Genomic DNA, 25,970 nt, shown 5'->3' with positions numbered 1-25,970 from the left:
CTATATTTGCACCCAATTTTTGTTTGATGAAGCGCCTGCTGTATATATTTGCATTACTTACTATATCCTTTTCGGCTAAAGCCCAGATCAATGAACTAGGGCTTTTTGTCGGCGGTGCCAACTACATTGGCGAAGTAGGCCCTACAAATTACATTGCCCCTAAAGACCTGGCATTGGGCATCCTTTATAAATGGAACCGTTCACCGCGCCACTCCTGGAGGGCATCATTTATGTATGGCAAAATAGCATCTGATGATGCAGACAGCAATGTACCGGGGCGCAAACAAAGGGGATATTCCTTCGAAAATACCGTAAAAGAACTATCTTTAGGCCTTGAATTCAATTTCTTTGACTTCAATTTGCATGAGGATGATTTTAAATGGACACCTTATATATATAGTGGCCTTAGCTACGCATGGTATAACGAGTTGTACAGAGACAAGAACGAAGGCAAGGAGTATGATAACGGAAGTGCACTCGCCATACCTATGACAGTGGGTATTAAGGCACAAATAGCACGCGACCTGATACTGGGTTTTGAAGCCGGTGCACGCTATAGCTTTAGCGATAACCTGGACGGAAGTAACCCTGACGGAAGCAAATATCCGGGATTGCGTTTTGGCAACCTGGAGAGTAATGACTGGTATGTATTTACCGGTTTCACATTAACATATACATTTGGCGACAAGCCTTGCTATTGCTCAAATTAAAGAGATATAAATGGATAACACCTTTACCCTTGATACCGCTAAAATGCCCCGCCACATAGCCATAATTATGGATGGTAACGGACGCTGGGCAAAACAAAAAGGCCTGCTAAGGGCTTTTGGCCACGAGAGTGGTGTAAAATCGGTACGGGAAACGGTAGAGGCATGCGCTAAATTAAAAATAGGTTTTCTTACACTCTATGCTTTTAGCACAGAGAACTGGAACAGGCCAAAGCTGGAGGTAGATGCCCTGATGAGCATCCTGATGAACTCTCTTAAAAAAGAGTTGCCAACCATGCAAAAAAACAATATTAAGCTAAACACCATTGGCAATGCCAATATGCTGCCTGACAGGGCACGTAAACAGCTTTTTGAAGTTATAGCGCAGACTAAGGAGAATACCGGCATGGTACTTACCCTGGCGCTAAGCTACGGATCTCGTGAAGAGCTGGTAGCGGCAGTAAAACAAATTTGCGAACAAGTAAACACAAACACATTAAATATAGCCGATATTAACGAAGAGGTAATTAACAACCACCTGTACACCCATAATATGCCGGATGCCGACTTGGTTATCCGCACGAGTGGGGAGCAGCGCATAAGCAACTTTTTGCTTTGGCAGGCTGCTTATGCAGAACTTTACTTCACCGATATTTTGTGGCCTGATTTCAGGGAGAAAGACCTGCATCAGGCTATTTTCAGCTATCAAAAAAGAGAACGAAGATTTGGAAAAACCAGTGAACAGCTTAAATAACACAAAGATGCTTTTAAAAGGCATTGCTTTATTTTTTGGAATTGCATTATTTGCCACTACAGCACAGGCGCAGGAAACTGACAGGCTGCAAACCGGCAAATACATTCTGGCAGATATTTCTGTAACCGGAAAGATGAGCTACAACGAACAAACCGTTGTTACTTTTACAGGCCTTGAAAGAGGCCAGTACATTAATGTACCCGGCGAAGAAATAAGTGCGGCTATTAAAAAGCTATGGAAACTGGGGCTTTTTAGCGACGTTAACTTTTATGTTAGCGAAGTGCGCAATGACAGCATTTACCTTGAACTTGCTATTGATGAGCTACCTAAGCTTAGCGATGTACGCATACAGGGCGTTAAAAAGGGTAAAGTAGAAGGCTTACTTAAAGATACCGACCTTAAAAAAGGTAAGTATGTAAACGAAAACCTTCTTACAAACACTAAAAACTACATTGAAAACAAATACCGCAAAGAGGGCTACTACAATACTAAAGTGGCCATCAATGTAATACCGGACAGTACAAGTACGGTTAAAATGGTAGTTAATATTGATAAAGGCAAGAAAGTACGCATTAGCAAGATTAACTTTGAAGGTAATGAAAAACTTACCGATTCTAAGCTTAAAAAAGCGATGAAAAATACTAAGGAAAAGGCATTCCCTAATCCGCTACGTCTTTTTAAACCATCAAAATTCATTGCTGATAAATACAAGGAAGACAAAGACAATGTTATAAAAAAGTATAAAGAAAAGGGTTATCGTGATGCCCGTATCGTAAAAGACTCTGTAACATACAATGCAAAAACTAACCGTGTAGCAATAGACCTTCAGGTTGAAGAAGGCCATAAATACTACTTTGGCGATATTAAGTTTTTGGGTAATACTATATATAACAATCAGCAGCTAAACCATCAGCTTGGCATTAAAAAAGGCGATGTTTATAATGGTGTACTATTACAAGAACGTATAGCAGACCCTAAACCTGATGCAGACGACATTACGAACCTTTATCAGAATAACGGTTACCTGTTCTCTAACGTAAACGCAGTAGAAGTAAAAACTGCAAACGACACCATTGACTTTGAAATACGTATTGTAGAGGGCCCTATTGCTTACTTCAACAAAATTTCTGTTGTAGGTAATGACAAGACAAACGATAAAGTTATTTACAGGGAACTTCGCACAAGGCCGGGACAAAAATGGAACAAAGAAGATGTAATAGGTACCATTCGCGAACTTGGTGCACTGGGCTTTTTTGATGCAGAAACCATTCGTCCAGACGTTAAAAACGCTGACCCTTCTTCAGGTACGGTAGACGTAGAATGGAATGTTACCGAAAAAGGATCGAGCCAGATAGAACTACAGGGTGGTTATGGCGGTGGTGGCTTTATTGGTACACTAGGCTTATCATTCAATAACTTCTCTGCACGCAATATCTTTAAAAAGAGTGCCTACACGCCACTGCCTATGGGAGACGGGCAAAAACTGTCGCTAAGGCTACAGGGTAGTACCTATTTCCAAACATATAGCTTATCGTTTACAGAGCCATGGCTGGGAGGTAAAAAACCAATACAGTTCTTCTCATCACTATCTCACAGTAAACAGTTCCTGTATAATTACAGCAGCAGGGATGTAGACCGCAGCAGGAGTTTTACGATATCATCTATAACCATGGGTGTATCTAAGCGTCTAAGCGAACCCGATTTCTATATGAGGCTTTCGCACTCGCTTACATTCCAGTACTATAACCTAAGTAATTATAACACAGGATTATTTACCTTTGGTAACGGTTCATCACGCAACCTTGCTTATACTATAGAATTAACGCGTGACAACAGGGGCCGTAACCCGGTTTACCCTATATATGGCTCGTTATTTACCGCAAGTTTCAGGACTACGTTCCCGTATTCTTTGATAAACGGTGTTGATTATGCAAACCTTAAGAACCTGCAGGAGTACAAAGCTCAGGATGCACAAGGAAATTATCTTGACGAAAATGGAAATGTAGGAAACCCTCCTTTATCATGGCAGGAAGCTGCACCAGATAAGTCTAAGATAGACCAAAAGAAATTTAACTGGCTGGAGTACTATAAATTTAAGTTTAAAGGAGACTGGTACACCAAGCTTTATGGCTCTCCAGAACATGCTCTTGTACTACGTTCATTGGCCGAATTTGGTTATATGGGTTCTTACAACAAAGACCGTGGGCTTGTACCTTTTGAAAGGTTCTACCTTGGTGGAGATGGTATGGCTAACTATGCACTTGATGGACGCGAGGTAATAGCGCAAAGGGGTTACCCTAACCAGTCGCTTTCTCCGGTAGACCCTACAACAGGTGTACAGGTAGGTGCTACCGTTTATAACAAATTTTCATTAGAGTTACGTTACCCTATAACACTAAAGCCACAGGCATCAATATTCCTGCTTACTTTTGCAGAAGCAGGTAACTCATGGGCAACATTTAAAGAATACCAGCCGTTTGATATTAAACGTTCGGCAGGTTTTGGCTTAAGGGTATTTATGCCGGCGTTTGGCCTACTGGGTATTGACTTTGGGTACGGATTTGACCCACTTAGCCCTGGTGGCAAACCAAATGGCTGGGAACCACACTTTATCATAGGACAACAGTTCTAAAAAATTGGCACGATATTTTCTAATATGTAAATGCGAGAGCTTATGAAAAGATATTTTATTTTACTGTTTACTGTTTTTGCAGGGCTTACAGCAACTGCACAGGGCAGCAAGGCGCTTAAGATAGCCTATATAGACATGGAGTACATATTGGATAAAGTGCCGGATTTTGCCGAGGCTAAAAACCAGCTCGAGCAACGCGCCGCCAAGTGGAAACAGGAAATGGACGTTAAGCGAAACGACATAACCAAGCTTAAAGAAAGCCTTCAGGCCGAAAAGGCATTGCTTACTAAAGAGCTTATAGAAGATCGTGAAGAAGAGATTGCAGTTCTTGAAAAAGAGCTAATAGACTATCAGGATAAGAAATTTGGTGCGAAGGGCGACCTTATTACCCAAAAAACGGTACTGGTAAAACCAATACAAGATCAGGTATTTACTATAGTTCAGGATATTGCTGCTACTCGTAAATTAGATTTTGTTTTTGACAAGTCAAGTGACCTTACCATGCTATTTGCAGCTAATAAGCACGATATTAGCGACCTTATTGTGAGGAGGCTTACCCGTAGCGCCAAGCAGCAAAAGCTTTCCAGCAAAGAAGCGAAAAAACTTGAAGAGCAGGAAAAGGATGAGGAAATGAAAACTGACCCTGATTATGTTGATAAGCAAAAGGCTCTTGAAGATAAAAAAGCGGCAAGGCAAAAAGCTATAGACGACCGTAAAGCGGCCGGAGATGCTAAAAGGGCAGAAGCACAGGAAAGGCGAAACCAACTGATCGAAGACCGTAAGGCTGCGGCTGAAGCCAAAAAAAATGGCACTACCCCACCGGCAAAGAAAAAAGACAATACTAAAGACGCAGATACATCAACCCCGGGAGGTGATGATGACGCTCCAGCTGAAAGCAATAAAAAAACGGCACCCGCAACAAAGGCTGATAACGAAGATACAGATGCTGCTGAGAAAAAGACACCTGCCAAGAGAACCGCAGAAGAAGCCAAGGCCGCACGTGATGCAGCAGCCCAGGCCGCAAAAGAGCAGCGTGAAGAAAAACAAGCTGCACGTAGCGCAGCATTAGAACAGCGCAAAAAAGAAGCACAGGACAAGCGTGATGCAGCTCAAAGAGCCAGGGACGAAAAAAAGAATACAAGTGCTCCTGCCGCACCTGCAGGCGATGACCCCGCACCGGGAACACCTGCAAACGGAAATGACTAAAAGAGAAACTAAAAACAAAAATTAATAATAAATACCTTAAATGATGAAACAATTGAAATCTTTGTTAATCGCTGCAATACTTTTCGTAGGATTTAGCCAGGCTGCTTCTGCACAGGCAAAAGTAGCGCACATTAATGTAAGTGAACTAATGACTGCTTCTCCTGAAATGAAAGCCGCAAATGCACAGCTTGAAAAACTTACTAAAACTTACGATACTCAATACAATACCATGGTTGAGGAATTCAGGAAAAAAGTAGGCCAGTATGAAAAAGAAGCTTCAACTGTTACAGATGCAGTAAACGAAACGCGTAGCAAAGAAGTTCAGGATATGCAAGGTAGAATCCAGGAATATCAAAAAAATGCTTCTAAAGAGCTTCAGGATAAACAAGAAGCCATCTACAAACCAATTCTTGAAAAAGCTAAAGCAGCAATACAAAAAGTAGCTAAAGCTAAAGGTTTCCAGTATGTACTTGATGCTACAACAGGCAGTGGCCTTCTTGTTGCTGATGGACCAGACCTTCTTGCTGATGTTAAAAAAGAACTTGGTTTCTAAGAATTACCTTAGTAACACATCATACAAAACGGCTCATTTTTATGGGCCGTTTTTTTTTATATTTGTGTTATGGAAAAAAGCCTTCAACCCATTGGTTTGTTCGATTCCGGCATAGGTGGCACATCAATCTGGAAAGAAATTCATAGCCTACTGCCTAATGAAGATACCATATACCTTGCAGACAGCAGGAATGCCCCTTATGGTCAACGCTCTAAAGAAGAGATTGTAGAACTTAGCTTTAAAAATACAGATTACCTCCTGGAACAAGGGGCAAAAATGGTTGTAGTAGCCTGTAATACCGCCACAACAAATGCCATAACAGAACTTCGCAAAGCATACAACATACCATTTATAGGCATAGAACCGGCTATTAAGCCTGCAGCCATACATACTAAAACAAACGCCATTGGCATACTAGCTACTAAAGGCACGCTTAGCAGCGAGCTATTTAATAAAACCGTAGCCGGATTTACAGATGTAAATGTGATAGAACAAGTGGGCTACAACCTTGTATCGCTCATTGAAAATGGTAAACTAAACTCTCCGGAAGTTATGGAGTTGCTTAAAGAATACCTGCAACCTATGATTGATGCTAACATAGACTACCTTGTATTGGGCTGTAGCCACTACCCCTACCTTGTACCGCAGATTAAAAAGATATTACCTGAAACAGTCGCTATTGTCGACTCTGGCGCTGCCGTTGCAAAACGAACAAAGGCTGTACTTAAACAGCACAACCTTCTTAATACTTTGCCCCATGAAAGCACACAGGCTTTTTACACAAACTTTAATCCTGAAGTACTTCAGTCTATAGTAAGTAATTATCCTGTGGCAGAGCGTGATTTTTAAAATATGGCCCTACTCCTTTAGCCAGGAAGAATACATTACATAATTGTTTGATATACGCTCTATTTCTCCGGCAAAATCTGAGGCATTAATATCCTTTACTTTTTTTGCAGGTACACCGGCATATATGGTACCGCTTTCTACACGTGTGTTTTGGGTAACTACAGCACCCGCAGCAATAATACAGTTACTCTCTATTACGCAGTTATCCATAATAATTGCCCCCATACCCACAAGCACATTATCATGAATGGTACAGCCATGCACTATGGCATTGTGCCCTATAGAAACGTTATTACCTATCTGGGTAGGATGTTTTTGATACGTACAGTGTATTACTGCGCCATCTTGTATATTTACTTTGTTACCGGTCTTAATATAATGCACATCACCGCGCACAACTGCATTAAACCATATACTATTCTCTGCCCCTAACGTTACATCTCCTATAATGGTAGCATTTTCTGCTATATAACAATCATCGGGTATTCGGGGATATTTACCCCTAACTTCTTTAATTAGTGCCATAGTTGTAAAAAAAAACGTCCCGAAATAAATACATATATCGGGACGGAATTAAAAATATTACTTTATAATTAATTAACTGCAGGACAGTGGCAATCATAACGATCGCGTTTACAGTTAAGGTTAAGACCAATAGTAATTTGGTGGAAACCACTATTATCAAACTTAACATCTCCTGTAAGATAAGAATAGGTATAAGAGAACATAAAGCTCTTATAGTTTACACCAATAATTGGCGTAATATATTGCATATATTGTTCCTGAACGCTAGATCCCGGTGTAAGCTGGTACTGTGCACCATCCAGGCTTCTTCTGTAAGAAAGACCACCCCAAACACGACCAAAATCTAACTCACGGTATGCTTTAAGGTTAACATCGATTGTTTTTTCTTTAGTTTCACTAACGCTTTGGAACATTAATGACGGCTCAAGAGACCAAACATCATCATTAAGACCAAATACATAGCCTGCCGTCAACAGGTAAGAAGTAAGGTTTGAACTTTCTATATCTGTATAAAGGTTTCTTTTACTTTTAATAACGTTCTTAGCAGTAAAGTGTGCATAAAAATCAAGGTAGTGGTATGATGCACCTATATCTACGTTAAAATAAGAATCTTTTTGTTTCATGCCACCATCAATAATAGGGTCAAATCCAGGATCGAATTCTGTTTCATCAAGACGGCTTTGTACAAGACCTGCGCTCATACCAAATGATAGCATATTTAAATCGTAATCGCTTCTTGAAAATTTAATATGGTGGGCATAGGTAAGTTTGGCTCCTGTTTGAGAATGGTAACCGTTCTTATCATTAAATACTATAGCACCCACACCAGAATTTTCTCCTACAGCCGTGTTAAAGCTAATGGTCTGAAGTTGTGGAGCATCATCCTGACCAAACCATTGCTGGCGTGCGGTAGCCCTAATCTTAGCACAATTTGCGGCACCTGCCATAGACGGGTGTATTAGGTAATAGTTATCAGACAGGTAATCTGAATATACCGCAACACCTTCCTGAGCGAAAGACATTTGGGCTAAAAATAATCCAAAAATAAGATAAACCTTTTTAAAATTCATGTTGACCATTGATCGTTTAATGATATTGAGCTCTTTAATTAGTTAGACCGTGTGGCGATTAATGTTAAATAAGTACATTATAACTACAGGTGCTATCCTCCGTTTCATGCTTACTTTACAGTAATTTTCCATAGCGGTCAAATATATAAATTTTTGTGTTAGGTTGGTTACCATATCCAAATATTATTAGAAAAAATGATGGCATATGCACCACCGTTTTTACAATAACGCATCTATTTTAACTAATCCTCACAAAATTGACAGCAAAATTAGCGAAATACCTCAATAAACAATCATCAAAGTGTATTATCAATAACTTATTTTATGTCATTTTATTGTTAATATTTTACAGCACAATCTCATACAAAACCATTTTAACATTTTTTGCAAATGTTTTCTTAAAATTACAGCCCGCAATACTATAGGTAAGTAACCCGCAGAGTATCATTTTTTGTCGTAATTTTGCCTAAATTTTAATACACATGGAAAAAGTAACCATCAGGCCGACACAAAACGCCGCTATTATAAAATTTGAATTTAGCGAGTTTATTGCCAAGACAGGCAATTATGAATATAAAAATATAGATGACACTGCGACAAGCCCGCTTGCCAAGCAACTGTTTTACCTGCCGTTTGTAAAAACCGTATATATATCAGGCAATTTTGTAGCTGTTGAAAAATACTCTATAGCAGAGTGGGAAGATGTACAAGAGCAGGTAGCAGAGCAAATTGAAGACTTTGTAAACAAAGGTGGCATCATTCTAAATGAAACTACCGATGTTAAAAAGAAGGTGCCCGTTACCATTTATGCAGAAAGTACCCCAAACCCATCGGTAATGAAGTTTGTAAGCAACAAGAACCTTACAAAAAGCATGGCCGAGTTTAAGAACATTGACGAGACAGAGGCTTCTCCGCTAGCGCGCGAGCTTTTTAAATCGCCTTTTATTAAGGAGATTTTTATTGACGAGAACTATATCTCTGTTACTAAATATGCAATGGCAGAGTGGCAGGACATTACTATGGAACTGCGTGAGTTTATCCGTAAGTTTATTGAGGAAGGAAATACGGTAGTAGACGAGAGCCTTATAAAAGCAACTCCACAAGCCGAAAAGCAGGATGAAGCTTATTTTGATAGCCTGGATACTACATCGCAACGCATCATTAACATCTTAGAGGAGTATGTTAAGCCTGCCGTACAGGGCGATGGCGGTAATATTGCCTTTGAAAGTTATGACGAGGCTGATAAGCGCGTTAAGGTTATACTACAGGGCGCGTGCAGTGGCTGCCCAAGCAGTACATTTACCTTAAAGAGCGGTATAGAGAATATGCTTAAAGATATGCTTAATGACAATGATATTAAGGTAGAAGCTATAAACGCTTAAACACTACCCACTTTACTTTGCCACAAATTTTACTTACCGCACAATTTAATTTGTGTAAATTAGTAAAATTTGTGGCATTTTTAATTCTCACAACTATCCAATACCCAACCATGTCTCACATTTTTAAAAAGCACCTCGAGAAATTTATAGAAATTAGCGATGAAGAATTCCAGGAGGTACTGCCCTACTTTACTCAGGCCCATCTTAAAAAGAAAGAGACCATAATGGAGAAAGGACAGATATGCAATTATCATTACTTTGTGCTTGAAGGCTGCCTGCGTAAGTTTTTTATAAATGATAAAGGTGTGGAACACACAACTGAGTTTGCTATTGAAACCTGGTGGATTACCGATAATATAGCTTATGAACACCTGCTGCAAAGCGAGTTTAGCATACAGGCGGTAGAACGCTCTGAGATTTTGATGATAAGCCATGCTGCACAGGAAGAATTACTGACTATGCACCCAAAAATGGAACGTTACTTTAGGTTTGTGTACCAGCGTGCCTACGCTGCATCGCAAATGCGTATAAAATACCTGTACGATTACACAAGAGAAGAATTGTACCTGCATTTTTGTAAAAAGCATCCGTACTTCATCCAGCGTATCCCCCAATACCTTATTGCTTCTTTCCTTGGCTTTACGCCGGAATATTTAAGTGAATTGCGCCGAAAAATGCTTTCTTAAACCAGTTTAAGTTTTTTAGCTTTCTTGTTGCCGAACTTTGTCATGTAATTAAAAAACAGGCAATAAGATGACAACACTACATCAATATATCCCACTATTTTTACGCATCGCGCTGGGCACCTCCCTGCTATCTGCCGTAGCAGACCGCTTTGGTTTTTGGGGTAGCAATGCCAACTGGGGTAACTGGCAAAACTTTGTTGCTTACACACATACCCTTACTTTTTACCTTCCTGATGCTTTAACCCAAACTGCGGCAGTTACTGCAACGCTGTTAGAAATTGCTTTTGGCACTTTATTAATAGCTGGCTATAAAACACGTTTTACAGCCACCGGTACCGGATTTCTCCTGCTGGGTTTTGCAATCTCAATGGCACTTTCTGTAGGTATTAAAGCCACACTTGATTATTCGGTATGGGTAGGAAGTGCAGCAGGGTTTCTTCTTTCAACAGTAAACAACAATTTCTTTTCAATAGATAATTTATTTAAAAATCAACATCATGAGCACAAGAGTTAAAATCGCAGAAACCACACCAAACGCATGGAAAGCCATGTACGCATTATCTGTAACTGTAGAGAGCGGATTGTCTAAAACACACAAAGAACTCCTTAAAATAAGAACATCTCAAATAAACGGCTGTGCCTTTTGTTTAGACATGCACACTAAAGACGCCCTTAAATATGGAGAGACTGCACAGCGTATCTTTTTACTAAACGCATGGAAAGAATCAGGGCTTTTTACTGAAGAAGAAAAAGTAGTTTTAGCAATAGCCGAAGAGATTGCACTGATACACAACCAGGGGCTTACCGAAACGACCTACAAAAAGGCATTAGAGTATTTTACTGAAGAATACATAGCCAACATTATTATGGCAGCTGTAACCATAAACGCATGGAACCGCATTGCCATAAGCACAGAAATGCCTGTACCGGGTGTGTAAGTTAGAGTAGTAAGTACATTGTGTTCAGTGTTCAGTGTTCAGTGTTCAGTACACAGCATCAACTGCTAACTGAATACTGAACACTAATTTTTCTTCTCCTTCTGTTCCCGTTTTTTCTTTTCTAAAGGTGTTTCCTTTTTCTCTTCTTTTATAACAGTATTGGTCTTTTCATTATAAACAGAACCATTAATTCTTTGTCCTGTTTTACTAAATACTTTTATCTTGGGGTCGCTGTGGGTTCCCACTACTACTATAGGTATACCTATTATTCCCCCTGGAGGCAACCCAAGGCGTATTCTTAAATCTAAAAGCCCATCAAAACTTGTAGTTCCTTTTATACTAGGGCGGAAACCGGCGACTTTAAACGTAAAATCATCAATGCGCACAAGGTTGTTATCAATGGTAGTTTTAACCACTATATCTTTCATATGCGGGTTATCCAGGCCGTCCTGCCCTGTTTTGCTGCTAATACTGCCAAACATTTTGAGTCCGCTTACCTTTACATCACGAAGCGATACAGTACCTCCGCCTTCAAGCGATTCATAAATAGGCCCCATATTGCCATTAAGGTCGCCCTTAATTTTATAGTCGATAGAAATGATGCCCTGTGCTTTTTCTGCGGCAGTTACCATGTCATGAAACATAGGTATTTCTTTATAAGCACGTTGCACACTAAAATCTTTCGCACGAAAATGTGCATCAAAATTTGCAGTAAGCGGCGATTCATCATCATACCTGGCATCAATACCTACCGTGCAGCCTATTATATTAAAAGTCGTATTTTCCAGGAACAATTGCCCTTTGCTTATTCCGGCTTTGCCTATAAGGTTATCCAGTACAAGCCCGTTATAAGATACTTTATTAGCATTGGCTATTAAAAACACATCAAGGTTTGTAGGCAACACCACTACCCCACTCATTTTAGGATTTTCTTCTTTAGCATACGCAACAGCTGTTTTTCTGTCCTTGTTTTCGCCTTCTTTCAGCGCCATAAACTCGTCTACATCTATCAGTGCCGACTTAAGGTTAAACTCGCCGTGTAGCGTACCGTTACTTTCTAAAAAATAATTAATGGTGTTTAGCAGGTGCCCGTTGAGCGCAAAATCTGATTTGCCATAGTGCGCCTTAAACTTATCAAACCACATTTTTTCGTTTTCAAACCTAAAGTGGCCTTCGTTAATAAAGAACGCTTTAGGGAACAGCTCACTGGTCGTCTTTATATTTTTAAGCAATATGGTTCCGGTATTGTCCAGCTTGCTGTATTGCCCTGTTGTGGCATAGCTCTGTCGGCCATTAAGGCGAAGGTCGGCCTTGGCATATCCGGTAACATCCAGTCCTTTTTGTGCAAACACTTTGTATATGCGCCCTACATTGAGCTCGCCTTTAATACGGGCTTTATAATACATATCGTTAAAATCACTCACAGTAGCGTTTACATAAACCGGATTACCCTCAAACACAAACGATGCAGGTGTAACCGACACTTTAAGATCATCATAAGTACCGGTGGCATTAGTAACGCTGGCTACAAAAGTAATATCCTTAATAGGATTTGGATAAAAACTGGTTTTAAGCCAACCGTTGCGCAATATGATATCGCCTTTTGTTTTAGGAAACAGTTTCTTCTTAGCATCATAAACACCGTTTGCTACAATATCGGTTTTCAGCATACCCTTAAGGTCTATATTAGGTAAGCCTAATGCGGCATCTACATCGGCAAGATCAAGCGCACCTTTTATATCGGCTTTTACTTTCATAATATCAAAACCGTTTGTATTGAGGCTGGCTTTAAAAAACCCCTTGTCGCCTACCTTAAAATCGAGCGTCTTAAGGTTTACAGCCAGGCGGTTCATATCTAATGCAGGCAACTTAGCATCCAGATACATCTGAAAATCTTCCAGTGCTGCCGGAGCTTTATTGTTTTGCACAAAACCATCGCGCACCTTAAGGTTAATACCCATAGTAGGCTTTTGGCCTTTAGAGGCGTTGTACCTGCCCTTAAAGGTAAAAAGCAAATCGGCACGGCCTTTTATCCTGGTATCTTCCATCCACGAAAGGTAAGATGGCGGCAGTATGCTAAAAATATCCTTAAGCGTAGTCTTTTTACTGGCGGCATCAATGCCTATGTTATAACCATCTTTAAATATGGTAAAAAACCCTGTAAACTCTACCGGAAGCTCGTTTACACGAAGCTCATTTTTTTCAAGGATAAAAGATAATGCATTGGTATTAACACGGGTTACAAGATCGGCATGCACCTCTTTACGCTTTAGGTATGGGAAACGGTCGTAATAAAAATCGAGCGAATCAATATCGGCATTAGTTTCAAGGTCAAATACATCTTTACTCAACCCGCCTTTGCCCAGGTAATTAAATCCATAGGCATCAATAAGTATTTTTGCCGAATGGTCGTTATAGATCATATGGCAGTTACGCAGGTCTATACGGTCCAGCTGTATAGCCGTACCCTCTTCAGGCTCATCGGGCTTTTTAGGCTCGTCTTTATCTTTATTGGGGTTTATATATACGTTATAATTAGCCTGTCCTTTTTGGTTTACCTTTACATTTATAAGCCCCTCGCTTAAATACAGCTCATCTACCTTTACCTCTTTATCAAAAATAAGGTGCTTCAGGTTAATGCCAAATGCCACCTGGTCTGCTTTTAATAATGTATCGTTTGCAAAAGGTGCTGACCCCGTAAGCGAGATATCGTCTAGCGAAACCGTAAGCGACGGAAAGTGCGTAAAGAACGACAGCTTGGTATTCTTAAAATTAAGTTCTCCGGAGAGGCGCTCGTTAGCCAGTTTTTTTACTTCAGACTCAATCTTCCCCGGAAAAAGCAGCGGTATAAGAAAGAGCATCAGTAAAATGAACGCGATAAAAATACCGGTCCACTTAAAGAAGGTTATGGCAATTTTTTTTGCGTTGAATTTCATAAGGTGTGTATTATAAGTGTATAATAAAGTTAGTTTTTTCCTGTTAAAGCCCTGCCTTATTTAACGCCGCCTTAATACTTTAAGACGTTTATAAACCGTAATTTGCAGCTAAAGGATTACGATATCAACACTTTATTTGTGCCCCCGCATTATAAAGGTTAACTTTACTACTATGATAAAAACAGTAAGAAACTTACTAATACTAACATTAACCACTACACTTATGTCTTGCCACCAGGAAAATAAGGCAGGTACCATAGGCGACGAAAACCCGTTGCTGGCTACCTGGGATACCCCTTATGGAGCTCCACCGTTTAACGTTATTAAAAACGACCACTTTAAGCCGGCCTTACAAGAGGCCATGCGCATACACCAGGGCGAGATAGATGCTATAGCAAACAGCCATGCCCTGCCCGATTTTAAAAATACCATAGTAGCATTTGAAGACAGCGGCATGTTACTAAACCGTATTTATACCGTATTCAATAACCTGAACAGCGCCGAAACAAATGAGCAACTGCAACTGGTAGCCCAGGATATAGCGCCCGAAATAACAAGGCACTACGACAATATATATATGAACGAAAAGCTGTTTGCACGCGTAAAACAGGTTTGGGACAAACAAATTGACCTGAAGCTGAATAATGAAGATGCAAAATTGCTGGAGCGTAAATACAAAGCCTTTGTGCGCAATGGAGCCGGGCTCCCCGAAGATAAAAAGGAGCGCCTGCGCAAGATAAACGGAGAGCTGGCGGTAATATCGCTTAAGTTTGGCGATAACGTACTGGCAGAAACCAATGATTTTCAACTTGTAATAGATAACAAAGACGACCTTGCCGGATTACCCGAAAGTATTGTTGCGGCCGCTGCAGAGGAAGCTAAAGCCAGGGAAAAAGAAGGTCAGTGGATTTTTACACTGCAAAATGCCAGCGTAATGCCGTTTCTGCAATATGCAGATAACCGCAAGCTCAGGAAAAAGATATGGGAAGCCTACCAAAACCGCGGCAACAACGGTAATGCAAAAGACAACCGCATTAATATTGTTCAGTTAGCAAACCTGCGCATGGAACGCGCACAGATATTGGGCTACAAAACCCATGCACACTATGTGCTGGACGAGCGTATGGCTAAAACGCCCGAAAATGTGTACAAACTGATGGATGAAGTATGGTCTCCGGCATTGGCCAAAGCCAAAGAAGAGGCTGCCGACATTGAGGCCCTGATGCTTGCCGACACGATTAAGGAAGAGGTACAACCCTACGACTGGCGTTACTATACCGAAAAAATACGTCAGCAACGCTACAGCCTTGACGAGCAGGAACTAAAACCTTATTTTAGCCTTGACGGCGTGCGTGATGGAATATTTTTAGTATGCGACAGGCTTTACGGATTAAAGTTTAAACAGGTTAAAGATGCACCTGTATATCATAAAGATGTTACGACATGGGAGGTTGCCGATAATGACGGCAAATTACTCGGATTATTATATATGGACTTCTTTCCGCGTGCGGGCAAAAAAGGCGGCGCATGGATGACAAGCTTCCGCAAGCAGCGCACTGTTGATGGTAAACGCATTACCCCTATTATCTCTATCGTATGTAATTTTACAAAGCCTACAGCCACCATACCATCGTTGCTTACATTTGATGAAGCCAGTACATTTTTTCATGAATTTGGCCACGCGTTACATGGCTTATTAAGTAATGTAACCTATGAAAGCCTTGCAGGAACCAGCGTTCCTACCGATTTTGTAGAACTGCCATCGCAAATTATGGAAAACTGGGCGTCTGACCCGGAAGTACTTACCCTATACGCAAAACATTATAAAACAGGGGCTGTTATTCCTGCTGAACTGATTGAGAAAATGCAGCAGGCAGGCACTTTTGACCAGGGGTTTGCTACCGTAGAATATCTTGCCGCTGCCTACCTGGACATGGATTACCATAACCGTACAGAAGCCATTACACAAAACATTGTACCATTTGAAGAAGCCTCTATGAAGAAAATAGGGCTTATAAGCAGCATTATACCACGCTATCGCAGTACCTATTACAACCATATTTTTAGCGGCGGCTATAGCGCAGGCTATTACAGTTATATATGGAGTGGTGTATTGGATACTGATGCTTTTGAAGCTTTTAAAGAAACATCTTTGTTCAACAGGCAGCTTGCAGCGGGTTTTAGGACAAAGATACTGGAGCGTGGTGGCACCGGAGATCCGGCTACGATGTATAAATCATTTCGCAGGGCAGATCCGTCTACAAAAGCACTGCTTAAAAAACGCGGGCTTGATGCCATTACCAAACCAACCGACTCTGTTAAAAAAGGAAAAGCAACGATTAAGAAATAGTCATACAACAAAAATGCCCGAATTGCTTCGGGCATTTTTTATATTCTATGCGGTAAAATTTTCATGAACAAAGCTCTCTACATAGCTTTTAATCATAGTGCGTACCTTCCTGAATTCTTCTGATACCTCTTCCTCTGTACCCGTTGCCTTTGCTGGGTCAGGAAAATTATAATGCATCTTAATTGCCTTAGTAGGAAAAAATGGGCAGCGTTCATTAGCATTATCACAAACTGTAATTACATAATCAAAAGAAATGCCCAGGTACTCATCAAAATTATTACTGGTGTGAGATTGCAAATCAATACCGTCTTCTGCCATAATACTTATAGCTTTAGGGTTAACACCGTGTGTTTCTATTCCTGCACTATACACATTAGCCTTAGTACCGATAAAAAATTTAAGATACCCTTCCGCAATTTGGCTTCGGCAGCTGTTACCTGTACAAAGCACTAAAATATTTTTCTTATCCATAATCAAACAAAAAGCCATATAATATTAATGATACAAAACTTTGGGTCAAACCCGAATATAAGTTGAAGCACAATTACTGAAACTGTAATGACAACAATTTTACGGTAACGCGATTTTCTTGCCCCTGCATCCACTTAGCAGCAACTTGAATTTGGCGCACAGCATGAAGATTCTTTTTGGAGTTCGCTCATCTTTACTTTGGGTTTTGATTCAGGAATACCACAGACATCCTCCGCCAGGCAGGCGGTATATGTAGGCACTAGCAAAAATGCTCCATCATTAAAATCAAGCCCATATTTGCCAATTGTAGCTCCTTGGTACTCTATTTCTATAACACCATCAATAATACCCAGCTTTTCTTCGGATAGTTTTATAATATTTAGCAACTTTCCAGCTTCCAGCCTATGATCTGTATCATCTGCATTCCATAATTGCAGATTTACAGTATATTCGTTACGAATAGTTCCGCCGCAATCTATGAATTCCCTACTTATTTTACCAACTTCTGTAATATGAAAATGAGCTGGTATGTCAGCACCATTTTTAAGACTAAATTTTAAAGATGTAAGCCCCGGCAATAGTTCTTTTAATTCTGATAATTTCATGTGTATGTGTTTAGCAACAGTTGTTATTTTTTTGTTCTAATGTACCAGCCATAACTCCAAAATACTGCTGTAGCACTGTTATGGCATTTTCATCAATACAGTAGCAAATAGCAGTGCCTTCTATAGTACCTTTTATAAGCCCTGCATTTTTGAGCTCCTTAAGATGTTGTGATACAGTAGGCTGCGCAAGAGGCAATTCATTTACAATATCGCCACATATACAGCCAGGTGTATTTAGCAAAAACTCAATTATAGCCACCCGCGCAGGATGCCCAAGCGCCTTAGCCATGGTTGCTATACTGTTTTGTGTCTTTGTAAATCCTGCCGTTTTTGTAATTCCCATATCTTTATATTTGTATATCGCAATATTACAATAAAAAAAAATACAAAATGCGATATAGAAAAATTTCACAATAACTTTACACCATAAAAAAAACCGTTGCTAACACAACGGTTTTTTTTATATTTAGCCTATCATCTTTTAATCTGACGACTTTAAAAGCTTTCACTCTTGTTACTACCCGTGGTATACTCTTGAAAAAACGATCTTTCCGTCTTTTACATCAAACACTTCTGCAATAAGCATATCGGGTTCGCCGTCTACCTGGCGTGTGTATTCTATAAATACACGGTCGCCATTTGCAGTAAAAGTACCCGGTTTATAATATAATGAAGGTAACCTTTCATAAGCACCCCTCCACCACTGTCTCAGGGCATCACGGCCTTTTACAAGTCCGTTTGTTTCCGGCTGGTGCACTTTAAGCTTAGGGCTGTAATGCTGGGCATCGTCTGCATATAGATCTAACAGGCGCTCAAGTTCGCGCGCGTTAAATGCTTCTATCCACCTAAAGGCAATATGCTGTAAAGCTATAGGATCCATTACTGGTTCTTAAGGTTAATAACTTCCTGCTCTGTAAGGTGGCGGTAATTACCGCGCGGCAGGTTCTTTTTAGTAAGGCCGGCAAAAGACACACGGTCTATTTTAAGCACATCATACTTATAGCTTTCAAAAATAGCACGAACCACCTTTGTATTTGGCGTACGCAGTTTAATGCCTATCTCCGTTTTTGGCTGGCCGTCTATATAGCTTATTTCATCTATAAACAAGCGGTGACCATCAAGTGTTACCCCCTGGCTAAGGCTCTCAAGGTCTTCAAACTTAAGATTTTTATCTAATGTTACCTGGTATATTTTAAACGATTTCTGGTTTGGCTGTGCAAACTTACGTATAAACTCAGCATCGTTAGTAAATATCAACAGCCCTGTGGTGTTCATATCCATACGCCCTACCGGCTGTAATACTGCTTTACTGGCACCTTTTATAAGCTCAGACACATTGCGCTGAACTTTGTCGCCTTCGCTGTATGTAGTAAAGCTTTTAGGCTTGTTAAGCAACACATATTCTTTCTTCTCAGGGGTAATGCGTACACCGTCAAAATCTACCAGATCGGTAAGTTTTACCTTGTAACCCATTTCTGTAATTACCTGGCCGTTTACTTTTACATTACCACTTTGTATGTAAATATCTGCATCCCTTCGGCTGCACATACCTGAGTTAGATATATATTTATTAAGGCGAAGCTCGTCTTTTTCTAAAGGCACTTTTGGTGCAGGTTTCGGCTCAAAAGGCTTAGGCCCTTTACCCTTTATAAAGGCAGCTTTGCGCTCAGGCTTTTCACCCTCACGGCTGTCTTCTTTTTTGCGTTCAAAAGGTTTAGACGATTTATTTAGAGGCTTAGATGGCCCACTGCTTTTTTTTCTGTCGCTTCCGCCCCTGCCGGGTGTGCCGCCACGCCTGTTACTGTTCATTGCTGTCAACTATTTTTTGCAAAGATAGGTTTTTTTAAGTCGCAAAGTAACAGAGTTTCAAAGTAACAAAGCGACAGGTTTTCAGCTGTTGCGGGTGCACCCCCATAATCAAGAGTTATATCATCCGGCAATCTAAAAAAACTATACCTCAACAAGTAGTTCCCTGCCGTGCACCAGTACTTCGGGGTCTATAAGCACAATACTAAAGATACCCGCCACAATAAGGCCTTTAAGCAAATTGTGCAGCAGTGAATAATCGGTTTTACCATTGGCATCCCACAAGCGATACAAAAAGTAGATTATAACCAGCATACCGGCGTAGAAGTAAATATCCATATACCCTACATCATATACTTCTATAAGCAGGTAAACCGGAATTACAGTAAGCGCTATAAGTGCAGCAATAATTATTTTGGCCCTACGTTCGCCAAGCATTACTGGTATAGTACGATAGTTAGCAACCAGGTCGCCGGCAAGGTTTTCAAGGTCTTTTATAAGTTCGCGCACTAATATAAGGAGGTAAAGAAAGGTAGCATGTGCAAATATTGTCCCTAACTGCTGCGCATCATAATAAAGGTTATTATTAAACTTACTTACATACATTAATATGCCAAAGAAAGGTAATACTGCCAGTAGTGCTGCCGTTAGGTTACCAATAAGCGGATAGCGTTTTAGCTTATGACTGTAAAACCAAATAAGAAAAATGTAGGCTGCAAAAAACAATACTGCCCGCCATGAAACCAGCCATGCCAGTAACACTACAATAAAATTAAGCCCAAAATACACCTGCAACTTTGTACCCTGGCTCACAAGCCTGTCTAACATCGATTTTTTAGGCCGGTTAATAAGGTCTTTCTGGGCATCGTAAAAATTATTGATAATGTAACCCGATGCTATGGTAAGTGATGAAGCCAGCACAATAAAAAACAGGTTAAGGTCAAGTATAACATCCAGGGAACGGCGTTCTTTATCTAATATAAAGATGGCAGAAAGGTACTGCGCCAGCACTATAACAGGAATGTTATAGCCACGTACTACCGAAAACAGGCTGAAGATTTTCATCAGAACCAGTTTTGCCTTTCTTGATGCCATAGATTGTTTCTTATTTTTAACTAAAATGCAACAGGTTTATTGCCACAGCCTGTAAAGATAAAAGGAAATGGGCTTAAAATTTTATTCTGCATAAAAAAAGCTTCCTCACGGAAGCTTGTATCTAAAAAGTAAAGTATCTGAATCTTGAGTCCACACTAACTTACTTCTCCACCACATTCTTTAGTTTACCACTAAGTACCATAAGGGCAAACGCGGTAAAGAATGATATTACAATACTCAAGCCAACACGGGCAAAAAAGTTAGCATTGTAAATGGATAAAGCAGATGTTGGGTCTTGCCCTTGTAATGCAGAAACTATCGCAACAAAATTCTTGGTAGGAAAAACCAACAATAGAAAGCAAAATGTAATTAAGGCTGTTTTCTTAATATACAGCTTCTTTATCCATAACAATTGTGTAAGGATAAGATAAGCTAACGGCGGATAGAACAGAAACAACTGGTAGGATACCGGAAAGCTGATACCTACACTACTGCCATTAGATAACTCTGAACTCGCAAAGTACACACTATACACATCAGGAATATGTAGCATGGCATAAAAAACACCCATAATACGAAGTGCCTGTACACCTTGCAGAATAAATAAATCTTTTGCCTGTAAAAATTTCAGGTTTGAAGTTTTGATAAATGCGGCAACAGGCATAAGTATAGCCAGGCCAATGAACAGCGCCTCAAAGAACATCTTTAGTACGCCGGTAATTCCGTTTTCCATAGTTTAAAACTGGTAGACTACCTCAACTTTGTGTCCGCTCAGTGCTTCTTTAGCCCTGTCAATATCCGGAGCAAAGCCCAGGATATAGCCACCACCACCAGATCCGCAAAGTTTAAGGTAATAATCATTACTTTCTATGCCTTTTTGCCAAAGCTCGTGAAACTGCTCCGGTATCATGGGCTTAAAGTTGTTATACACAACCTTAGAAAGTTTTTTGGTATTAGAAAAAAGCGCCTTAACATCGCCGTGCAAAAAGCTTTCGATAGAAGCATCGGTATATTTAAGGAACTGGTTTTTTATCATTGCACGGAAGCCTTTATCTTTAAGGCTTTCCATGAATATTTGCACCATAGGGGCTGTTTCTTTTACAATACCTGAATCTAAAAGGAAAATAGCTCCTTTACCTTCAAGGTTTTGCATCGGGATGCCCGTTGCCTCTATGCTGTCGTGAGAATTAATAAGTATAGGAAGGCTCAGGTAGCTGTTAAGCGGGTCTAACCCTGAACTCGTACCGTGGAAGTAACTTTCCATACGGCTAAAGATCTTTTTAAGCTTCAGGAGTTTTTCCTGCGTAAGGTTTTCAAGCACCGTAATTTTATCATTAGCATACTGGTCATAAATAGCTGCAACTAACGCGCCGCTGCTTCCTATGCCGTAACCTTGCGGTATGCTGCTGTCAAAATACATACCCGCCTCTACATTAAGTTTTAGCGTGGCAAGATCAAAAGTTACAAGCTCCGGCTCTTCTGCCTGCAGCTGTTCAAGATGCCCCAAAAAACCGCGAAGGCCGGCATTACTTTTCTTAGCCACTTCGGTCTCGGTATCATCTACCTTAAGGCCGCCGTTATAAAAATTATATGGTATAGCCAGACCTTTAGAGCCTTTGTTTATGCCATGTTCTCCAAAAAGCAATATTTTCGAGTAAAATAACGGTCCTTTCATGGTTGCCTGTTGATCTGTATTATGAGTAAAGGTACGTAAAAATTAGCTGCTTAGTTCTTATTAACAAATGTTTAGCCAACAAAAACAACCCCAGTGCCAATTTTGTCGCAAATGTACTGGTTGTTTTGGCAATAGCCAAGCAATTCTGCCTTAATAAATGCCAAAACTTTACTCGCAACGTTTTCGGGATACAGCACGTGTACGTTAGCACCGGCATCGAGCGTAAAACACACCGGCACACCGGTTTCTGCACGGTATTGCCATATCTTATTAATAATCTCTAACGTATTGGGCTTCATCAGTATAAAATATGGAAGACTGGTCATCATCATAGCGTGCAGCGTAAGGGCTTCGCTCTCTGTTATCTTGATGAAAGTATCTACATCACCCGTTGCTAATGCCCGCTTTATAGCTGTAAGATTTTCGTGTGCCTGGGCAAAACGCTGCTGTGCAAATGGGTGTCCGTGCATCAAGTCGTGGCCTACAGTACTACTCACCTGCTTTTCGCCTTTGTCTACCAGTAAAATAGTATCCTGATAGGTTTTAAATACATCGTGCACTTCAGCATATGGTATACCATAAAGATCTGTACTATTATCAGTTGTTTCATGGTTGCCCCATATTACCACACTGCCTTTTACGCTACGGCACGCACTACCCGACCCTAGCCTTGCCAGAAACGACGCTTTTTGGTAAAAATAGTCATCCGTCATGTCAGGTTTTAACAAACGTTCAAGGCTCATAAGGTTAATAGCAAGTGCCGCCATACCCGATGCCGAAGATGCAATACCACTACTGTGCGGAAAAGTGTTCTGGGTATCGATAATAAAATGATATTCCTCTAAAAACGGCAGGTACTGCACCACACGCTCAAAGAATTTTTCGATCTTAGGGCGAAAGCTCTCTTTTGGCTGGCCTTCAAAAAGCAGGTCGAATGAAAAGCCACCGGTGCTTTTCTTTTTTTCAAAAGAAAGTGTAGTTATGGTTTTACAATCGCTTAGCGTAAAGCTGATGCTTGGGTTGGCCGGTATCTGGTTCGCCTTTTTACCCCAGTATTTCACTAAGGCTATATTGCTGGGGGCGCTCCATGTAAAGCTGCCTTTATCTGTAGTTTCGGTATAGGGTTGTGGTATAAAATCCTGTACGGATGCCATGTGTTTTTGTTTTGTGCAAAGATAGGATTTAAGTTAGAAAATTTATAAAGTTGTAAAGTTGAAAGTTCGGCAGTGACCAACCGTGTAGCCTTGCAATAAATTCGGCAGAAATCCACAAAATCGCTAAATCTTATACTTCTCTAAAAATTGGTGTTAATTGGTGTAATTGATGGCTAAAACATTACTTAAATTTGCTGTTCCAAACAATGCACCTTATGAACCGTATTACAAAAATAATGGTAATGGTAGTTACCACCATGACACTGGGCTATATATCAGGGCAGGTAACACAAACCAGTGTAGACACCTGGTACCCTACCCTTAACAAGCCATCGTTCACGCCGCCTAATGAGGCTTTCCCTATAGCATGGGGTGCGTTGTACATCATGATGGGTATTGCGGCAGGCCTTGTTTGGAGCTGTATAGAAATGCAGCGCGAAGAAGCCCGTAAGGGGCTTACCTTTTTTGCTATACAGCTTGCGCTAAATATGCTGTGGAGCTATCTGTTCTTCGGGTTAAAGAACCCGATGCTGGCACTGATAGAAATTGTATTGCTCTGGCTGATGATTTATGAAACGTGGTTTCTGTTTCGTAAAGTGAATAAAATAGCCGGATGGCTTTTTATTCCGTATATCCTTTGGGTTACATATGCGCTGGCACTCAACGCAAGTATATGGTACCTTAATCGCTAATATTTTAAATTCTTAATTTTAAATTATCCTTATGCTACCTCACAGCAGCATAAGTCACAATATCCCTGTTTCATTACAAATTATTGCAATCTTAATCCGGCAATTGTAACATTCTGCATTTTTCAGCGTATCATAGATAACTAATCAATGTATTCGATGAAAAAGACACTTGTTGTGATTGTTCTGGCTATAGTAGCCTTTTTGTTTTTCTATGTGGGCAGGCCCGTTATCAACTTCGGGTTTATAGAGTTCCCTATTATGCTTATTGTTCTTTTAATCCTTGCCCTGATACTTACCATACGGGCAGAGAATAAAGGCACGGCAGCAGCACCAAAGTTTAAGTTTACTTTTATAAAAGCGCATCGAATTCTTATTCCTGCAATTATTTTAGTAATAGCTTATGCAATACTTGGACCTGTTTTTACCAGCCTGCCACTATTCCGTAATGAAGCGTACCGCAACATGATAGGCAAAGTGCACAATGGCACAGAAATTTCTAAGCACATCGCTCCTATTTCGCTGGATAAGATACGTGTGGTAGATGAGCCACTGGCAACCCTGCTTGGCGAAAAAATACTGGGTAGCGACCCTGCGCTGGGAAGTAAATCTGAGCTTGGGGAATTTTTTATCCAAAAGGTTAATAACGAACTTTACTGGGTAGCACCACTACAGCACTCGGGCTTTTTTAAATGGCTTAACAATACCGCGGGAACAGAAGGTTACGTAATGGTATCTGCCACTAACGAGCGCGATGTAAGGCTGGTACAAACCCTTAACGGTAAAGACCTGAAGATAAAATTTCAGCCGGGTGCATTTTTTGGCAGCCAGGTAGAACGCCACTTGTACTTTAACGGCTACGCCTCGACCGGCCTTGCCGATTATAACTTTGAAATAGACGAAGAAGGTAAACCATACTGGGTTGTTACAAAATACCGTAAAAAAATAGGCTTTTCAGGTAACGATGCCGTAGGGATAGTGACCGTAGATGCCCAAACCGGCGATATTAAAGAATATACCAGTAATGAAGTGCCGGCATGGATAGACCGTATGCAGCCAATAGAATTTATTGAAGATCAATTATCCGACTGGGGTGAATATGTACACGGTTACTTTAACTTTAGTAACGAAGACAAACTAATGATTACAGAAACCCTTACACTTGTTTACGGACAGGATAACCGTTCATACTGGTACACCGGTGTATCATCTGTAGGTAAGGAAGAGTCTGCCGTGGGCTTTATGCTAGTTGACACCCGTACCAAAGAAGCTACTTTTTATAAGCAAAGCGGCGCTACCGAATATGCCGCACAGCGCAGTGCTGAGGGCAAGGTACAGGAGAAAGACTACAATGCATCTTTGCCCATACCGTATAGCATTAACAACATACCTACTTATGTAATGACACTTAAAGACGGTGGCGGACTGGTAAAAATGTATGCTATGGTTGCTATAGGCGATTATACCATTGTAGGTGTAGGCAACACCATGCGCGAAACACTGATGGCTTATAAAACCGTATTTAACATGGCTGGCAACAGGCTAAGTTCAAATTCTGTTACTAAAAGCACCGAATTAAAAACGGTGGTAACCCGCATACAGAGCGACATTAAGAACGGTAACAGCTTCTACTATTTTACCGTTGCAGGTTCGCCAAAAATATTTACGGGTTCATCGCAAATAAGTAATGAGTTGCCGGTAACCATGGCGGGCGATAGTATATATATATCTTATGATGCCGAAACCGAAGAGCTGATAGACGTTTCTAAATTTGATAACCTGAAACTGGGAGGTAAATAAACCTCATTCAATCTACTTAACGCGAGTTCGAGTTAAGGTGTTATTTTTCTTTTCAAAACCTACAAGGTTAAAAAAAACCTTGCAGGT

At 40.5% G+C, this 25,970-nt stretch carries 25 protein-coding genes; 13 read left to right on the top strand and 12 right to left on the bottom strand.

Features of this window, described 5'->3' with window-relative positions; genetic code table 11:
- Positions 1 to 26 precede the first annotated feature (26 nt).
- From porG to murI, 6 genes are all read left to right on the top strand, one after another.
- Complete coding sequence (gene porG / locus DYH63_RS20695; RefSeq protein WP_116790610.1) at positions 27 to 710, top strand: type IX secretion system protein PorG; 684 nt, start codon at positions 27 to 29, stop codon at positions 708 to 710.
- A 10-nt stretch (positions 711 to 720) separates the two neighbouring features.
- A complete protein-coding gene (gene uppS / locus DYH63_RS20690; protein ID WP_116790609.1) occupies positions 721 to 1,461 on the top strand; it encodes an undecaprenyl pyrophosphate synthase in 741 nt (246 codons plus the stop codon).
- 7 nt (positions 1,462 to 1,468) lie between these two features.
- The gene (locus tag DYH63_RS20685; RefSeq protein ID WP_116790608.1) at positions 1,469 to 4,093 is read left to right on the top strand and encodes a BamA/OMP85 family outer membrane protein; all 2,625 of its coding nucleotides are present in this window, start codon (positions 1,469 to 1,471) and stop codon (positions 4,091 to 4,093) included.
- Between the two features lie 42 nt (positions 4,094 to 4,135).
- Positions 4,136 to 5,299 (top strand): OmpH/Skp family outer membrane protein, encoded by a 1,164-nt coding sequence (locus DYH63_RS20680; RefSeq protein WP_116790607.1) that lies wholly within the window; start codon positions 4,136 to 4,138, stop codon positions 5,297 to 5,299.
- 43 nt (positions 5,300 to 5,342) lie between these two features.
- A complete protein-coding gene (locus DYH63_RS20675; RefSeq protein WP_116790606.1) occupies positions 5,343 to 5,852 on the top strand; it encodes an OmpH/Skp family outer membrane protein in 510 nt (169 codons plus the stop codon).
- A gap of 69 nt (positions 5,853 to 5,921) precedes the next feature.
- A complete protein-coding gene (gene murI / locus DYH63_RS20670) occupies positions 5,922 to 6,701 on the top strand; it encodes a glutamate racemase (RefSeq protein ID WP_116790605.1) in 780 nt (259 codons plus the stop codon).
- 9 nt (positions 6,702 to 6,710) lie between these two features.
- Here murI and DYH63_RS20665 read toward each other — a convergent pair whose 3' ends face one another.
- Both DYH63_RS20665 and DYH63_RS20660 read right to left on the bottom strand, forming a co-directional pair.
- Complete coding sequence (locus DYH63_RS20665; RefSeq protein WP_116790604.1) at positions 6,711 to 7,226, bottom strand: gamma carbonic anhydrase family protein; 516 nt, start codon at positions 7,224 to 7,226, stop codon at positions 6,711 to 6,713.
- Positions 7,227 to 7,294: 68 nt separating this feature from the next.
- Complete coding sequence (locus DYH63_RS20660; RefSeq protein WP_116790603.1) at positions 7,295 to 8,296, bottom strand: PorP/SprF family type IX secretion system membrane protein; 1,002 nt, start codon at positions 8,294 to 8,296, stop codon at positions 7,295 to 7,297.
- A gap of 482 nt (positions 8,297 to 8,778) precedes the next feature.
- Between DYH63_RS20660 and DYH63_RS20655 the strand changes: the two genes are divergently transcribed.
- The 4 genes from DYH63_RS20655 to DYH63_RS20640 all read left to right on the top strand — a co-directional run bounded on the left by DYH63_RS20655 (position 8,779) and on the right by DYH63_RS20640 (position 11,302).
- Complete coding sequence (locus DYH63_RS20655) at positions 8,779 to 9,678, top strand: NifU family protein (protein ID WP_116790602.1); 900 nt, start codon at positions 8,779 to 8,781, stop codon at positions 9,676 to 9,678.
- A gap of 110 nt (positions 9,679 to 9,788) precedes the next feature.
- Positions 9,789 to 10,364 carry a Crp/Fnr family transcriptional regulator gene (locus DYH63_RS20650; RefSeq protein WP_116790601.1) on the top strand — a complete coding sequence of 192 codons (576 nt, stop codon included), beginning with the start codon at positions 9,789 to 9,791 and terminating at the stop codon, positions 10,362 to 10,364.
- Between the two features lie 67 nt (positions 10,365 to 10,431).
- Positions 10,432 to 10,878, top strand: a complete 447-nt coding sequence (locus DYH63_RS20645) for a DoxX family protein (protein ID WP_116790600.1) — start codon at positions 10,432 to 10,434, stop codon at positions 10,876 to 10,878.
- On the top strand, positions 10,862 to 11,302 hold the full coding sequence (locus DYH63_RS20640; RefSeq protein ID WP_116790599.1) for a carboxymuconolactone decarboxylase family protein: 441 nt from the start codon (positions 10,862 to 10,864) through the stop codon (positions 11,300 to 11,302). Before DYH63_RS20645 ends, DYH63_RS20640 begins: the two co-directional genes overlap by 17 nt.
- An 83-nt stretch (positions 11,303 to 11,385) precedes the next feature.
- Here DYH63_RS20640 and DYH63_RS20635 read toward each other — a convergent pair whose 3' ends face one another.
- Positions 11,386 to 14,238 carry an AsmA family protein gene (locus DYH63_RS20635; RefSeq protein ID WP_116790598.1) on the bottom strand — a complete coding sequence of 951 codons (2,853 nt, stop codon included), beginning with the start codon at positions 14,236 to 14,238 and terminating at the stop codon, positions 11,386 to 11,388.
- 172 nt (positions 14,239 to 14,410) lie between these two features.
- Between DYH63_RS20635 and DYH63_RS20630 the strand changes: the two genes are divergently transcribed.
- The gene (locus tag DYH63_RS20630) at positions 14,411 to 16,588 is read left to right on the top strand and encodes a M3 family metallopeptidase (protein ID WP_116790597.1); all 2,178 of its coding nucleotides are present in this window, start codon (positions 14,411 to 14,413) and stop codon (positions 16,586 to 16,588) included.
- Between the two features lie 45 nt (positions 16,589 to 16,633).
- On the opposite strand, the gene DYH63_RS20625 is transcribed toward DYH63_RS20630, so the two are convergent.
- The 9 genes from DYH63_RS20625 to DYH63_RS20585 all read right to left on the bottom strand — a co-directional run bounded on the left by DYH63_RS20625 (position 16,634) and on the right by DYH63_RS20585 (position 23,394).
- Positions 16,634 to 17,059, bottom strand: a complete 426-nt coding sequence (locus DYH63_RS20625; protein ID WP_116790596.1) for an arsenate reductase ArsC — start codon at positions 17,057 to 17,059, stop codon at positions 16,634 to 16,636.
- 134 nt (positions 17,060 to 17,193) lie between these two features.
- Complete coding sequence (locus DYH63_RS20620) at positions 17,194 to 17,664, bottom strand: DUF6428 family protein (RefSeq protein ID WP_116790595.1); 471 nt, start codon at positions 17,662 to 17,664, stop codon at positions 17,194 to 17,196.
- A gap of 10 nt (positions 17,665 to 17,674) precedes the next feature.
- Entirely contained in the window at positions 17,675 to 18,007 is a 333-nt protein-coding gene (locus DYH63_RS20615; protein WP_116790594.1) for an ArsR/SmtB family transcription factor, read from the bottom strand.
- A gap of 174 nt (positions 18,008 to 18,181) precedes the next feature.
- A complete protein-coding gene (locus DYH63_RS20610) occupies positions 18,182 to 18,544 on the bottom strand; it encodes a nuclear transport factor 2 family protein (protein ID WP_116790593.1) in 363 nt (120 codons plus the stop codon).
- Positions 18,544 to 19,473: a pseudouridine synthase gene (locus DYH63_RS20605; protein WP_116790592.1), complete on the bottom strand. Its 930-nt coding sequence runs from the start codon at positions 19,471 to 19,473 to the stop codon at positions 18,544 to 18,546. The genes DYH63_RS20610 and DYH63_RS20605 overlap by 1 nt, the downstream gene beginning before the upstream one ends.
- A gap of 141 nt (positions 19,474 to 19,614) precedes the next feature.
- Positions 19,615 to 20,565 carry a geranylgeranylglycerol-phosphate geranylgeranyltransferase gene (locus DYH63_RS20600; protein WP_116790591.1) on the bottom strand — a complete coding sequence of 317 codons (951 nt, stop codon included), beginning with the start codon at positions 20,563 to 20,565 and terminating at the stop codon, positions 19,615 to 19,617.
- Positions 20,566 to 20,725: 160 nt separating this feature from the next.
- Positions 20,726 to 21,298, bottom strand: coding sequence for a hypothetical protein (locus DYH63_RS20595; protein WP_116790590.1), 573 nt, complete (start codon positions 21,296 to 21,298; stop codon positions 20,726 to 20,728).
- 3 nt (positions 21,299 to 21,301) lie between these two features.
- On the bottom strand, positions 21,302 to 22,240 hold the full coding sequence (locus DYH63_RS20590; protein WP_116790589.1) for a mevalonate kinase family protein: 939 nt from the start codon (positions 22,238 to 22,240) through the stop codon (positions 21,302 to 21,304).
- 71 nt (positions 22,241 to 22,311) lie between these two features.
- On the bottom strand, positions 22,312 to 23,394 hold the full coding sequence (locus DYH63_RS20585; protein ID WP_116790588.1) for a diphosphomevalonate decarboxylase: 1,083 nt from the start codon (positions 23,392 to 23,394) through the stop codon (positions 22,312 to 22,314).
- A gap of 215 nt (positions 23,395 to 23,609) precedes the next feature.
- Between DYH63_RS20585 and DYH63_RS20580 the strand changes: the two genes are divergently transcribed.
- Both DYH63_RS20580 and DYH63_RS20575 read left to right on the top strand, forming a co-directional pair.
- Positions 23,610 to 24,086, top strand: a complete 477-nt coding sequence (locus tag DYH63_RS20580; RefSeq protein ID WP_116790587.1) for a TspO/MBR family protein — start codon at positions 23,610 to 23,612, stop codon at positions 24,084 to 24,086.
- Positions 24,087 to 24,242: 156 nt separating this feature from the next.
- Complete coding sequence (locus DYH63_RS20575) at positions 24,243 to 25,883, top strand: hypothetical protein (protein ID WP_116790586.1); 1,641 nt, start codon at positions 24,243 to 24,245, stop codon at positions 25,881 to 25,883.
- Positions 25,884 to 25,970: the final 87 nt, after the last annotated feature.

Origin of the sequence: Flavobacterium psychrotrophum (assembly GCF_003403075.1) — a bacterium.
Taxonomy (GTDB): domain Bacteria; phylum Bacteroidota; class Bacteroidia; order Flavobacteriales; family Flavobacteriaceae; genus Flavobacterium; species Flavobacterium psychrotrophum.
This window is presented reverse-complemented; position numbering and strand designations above follow the sequence as displayed.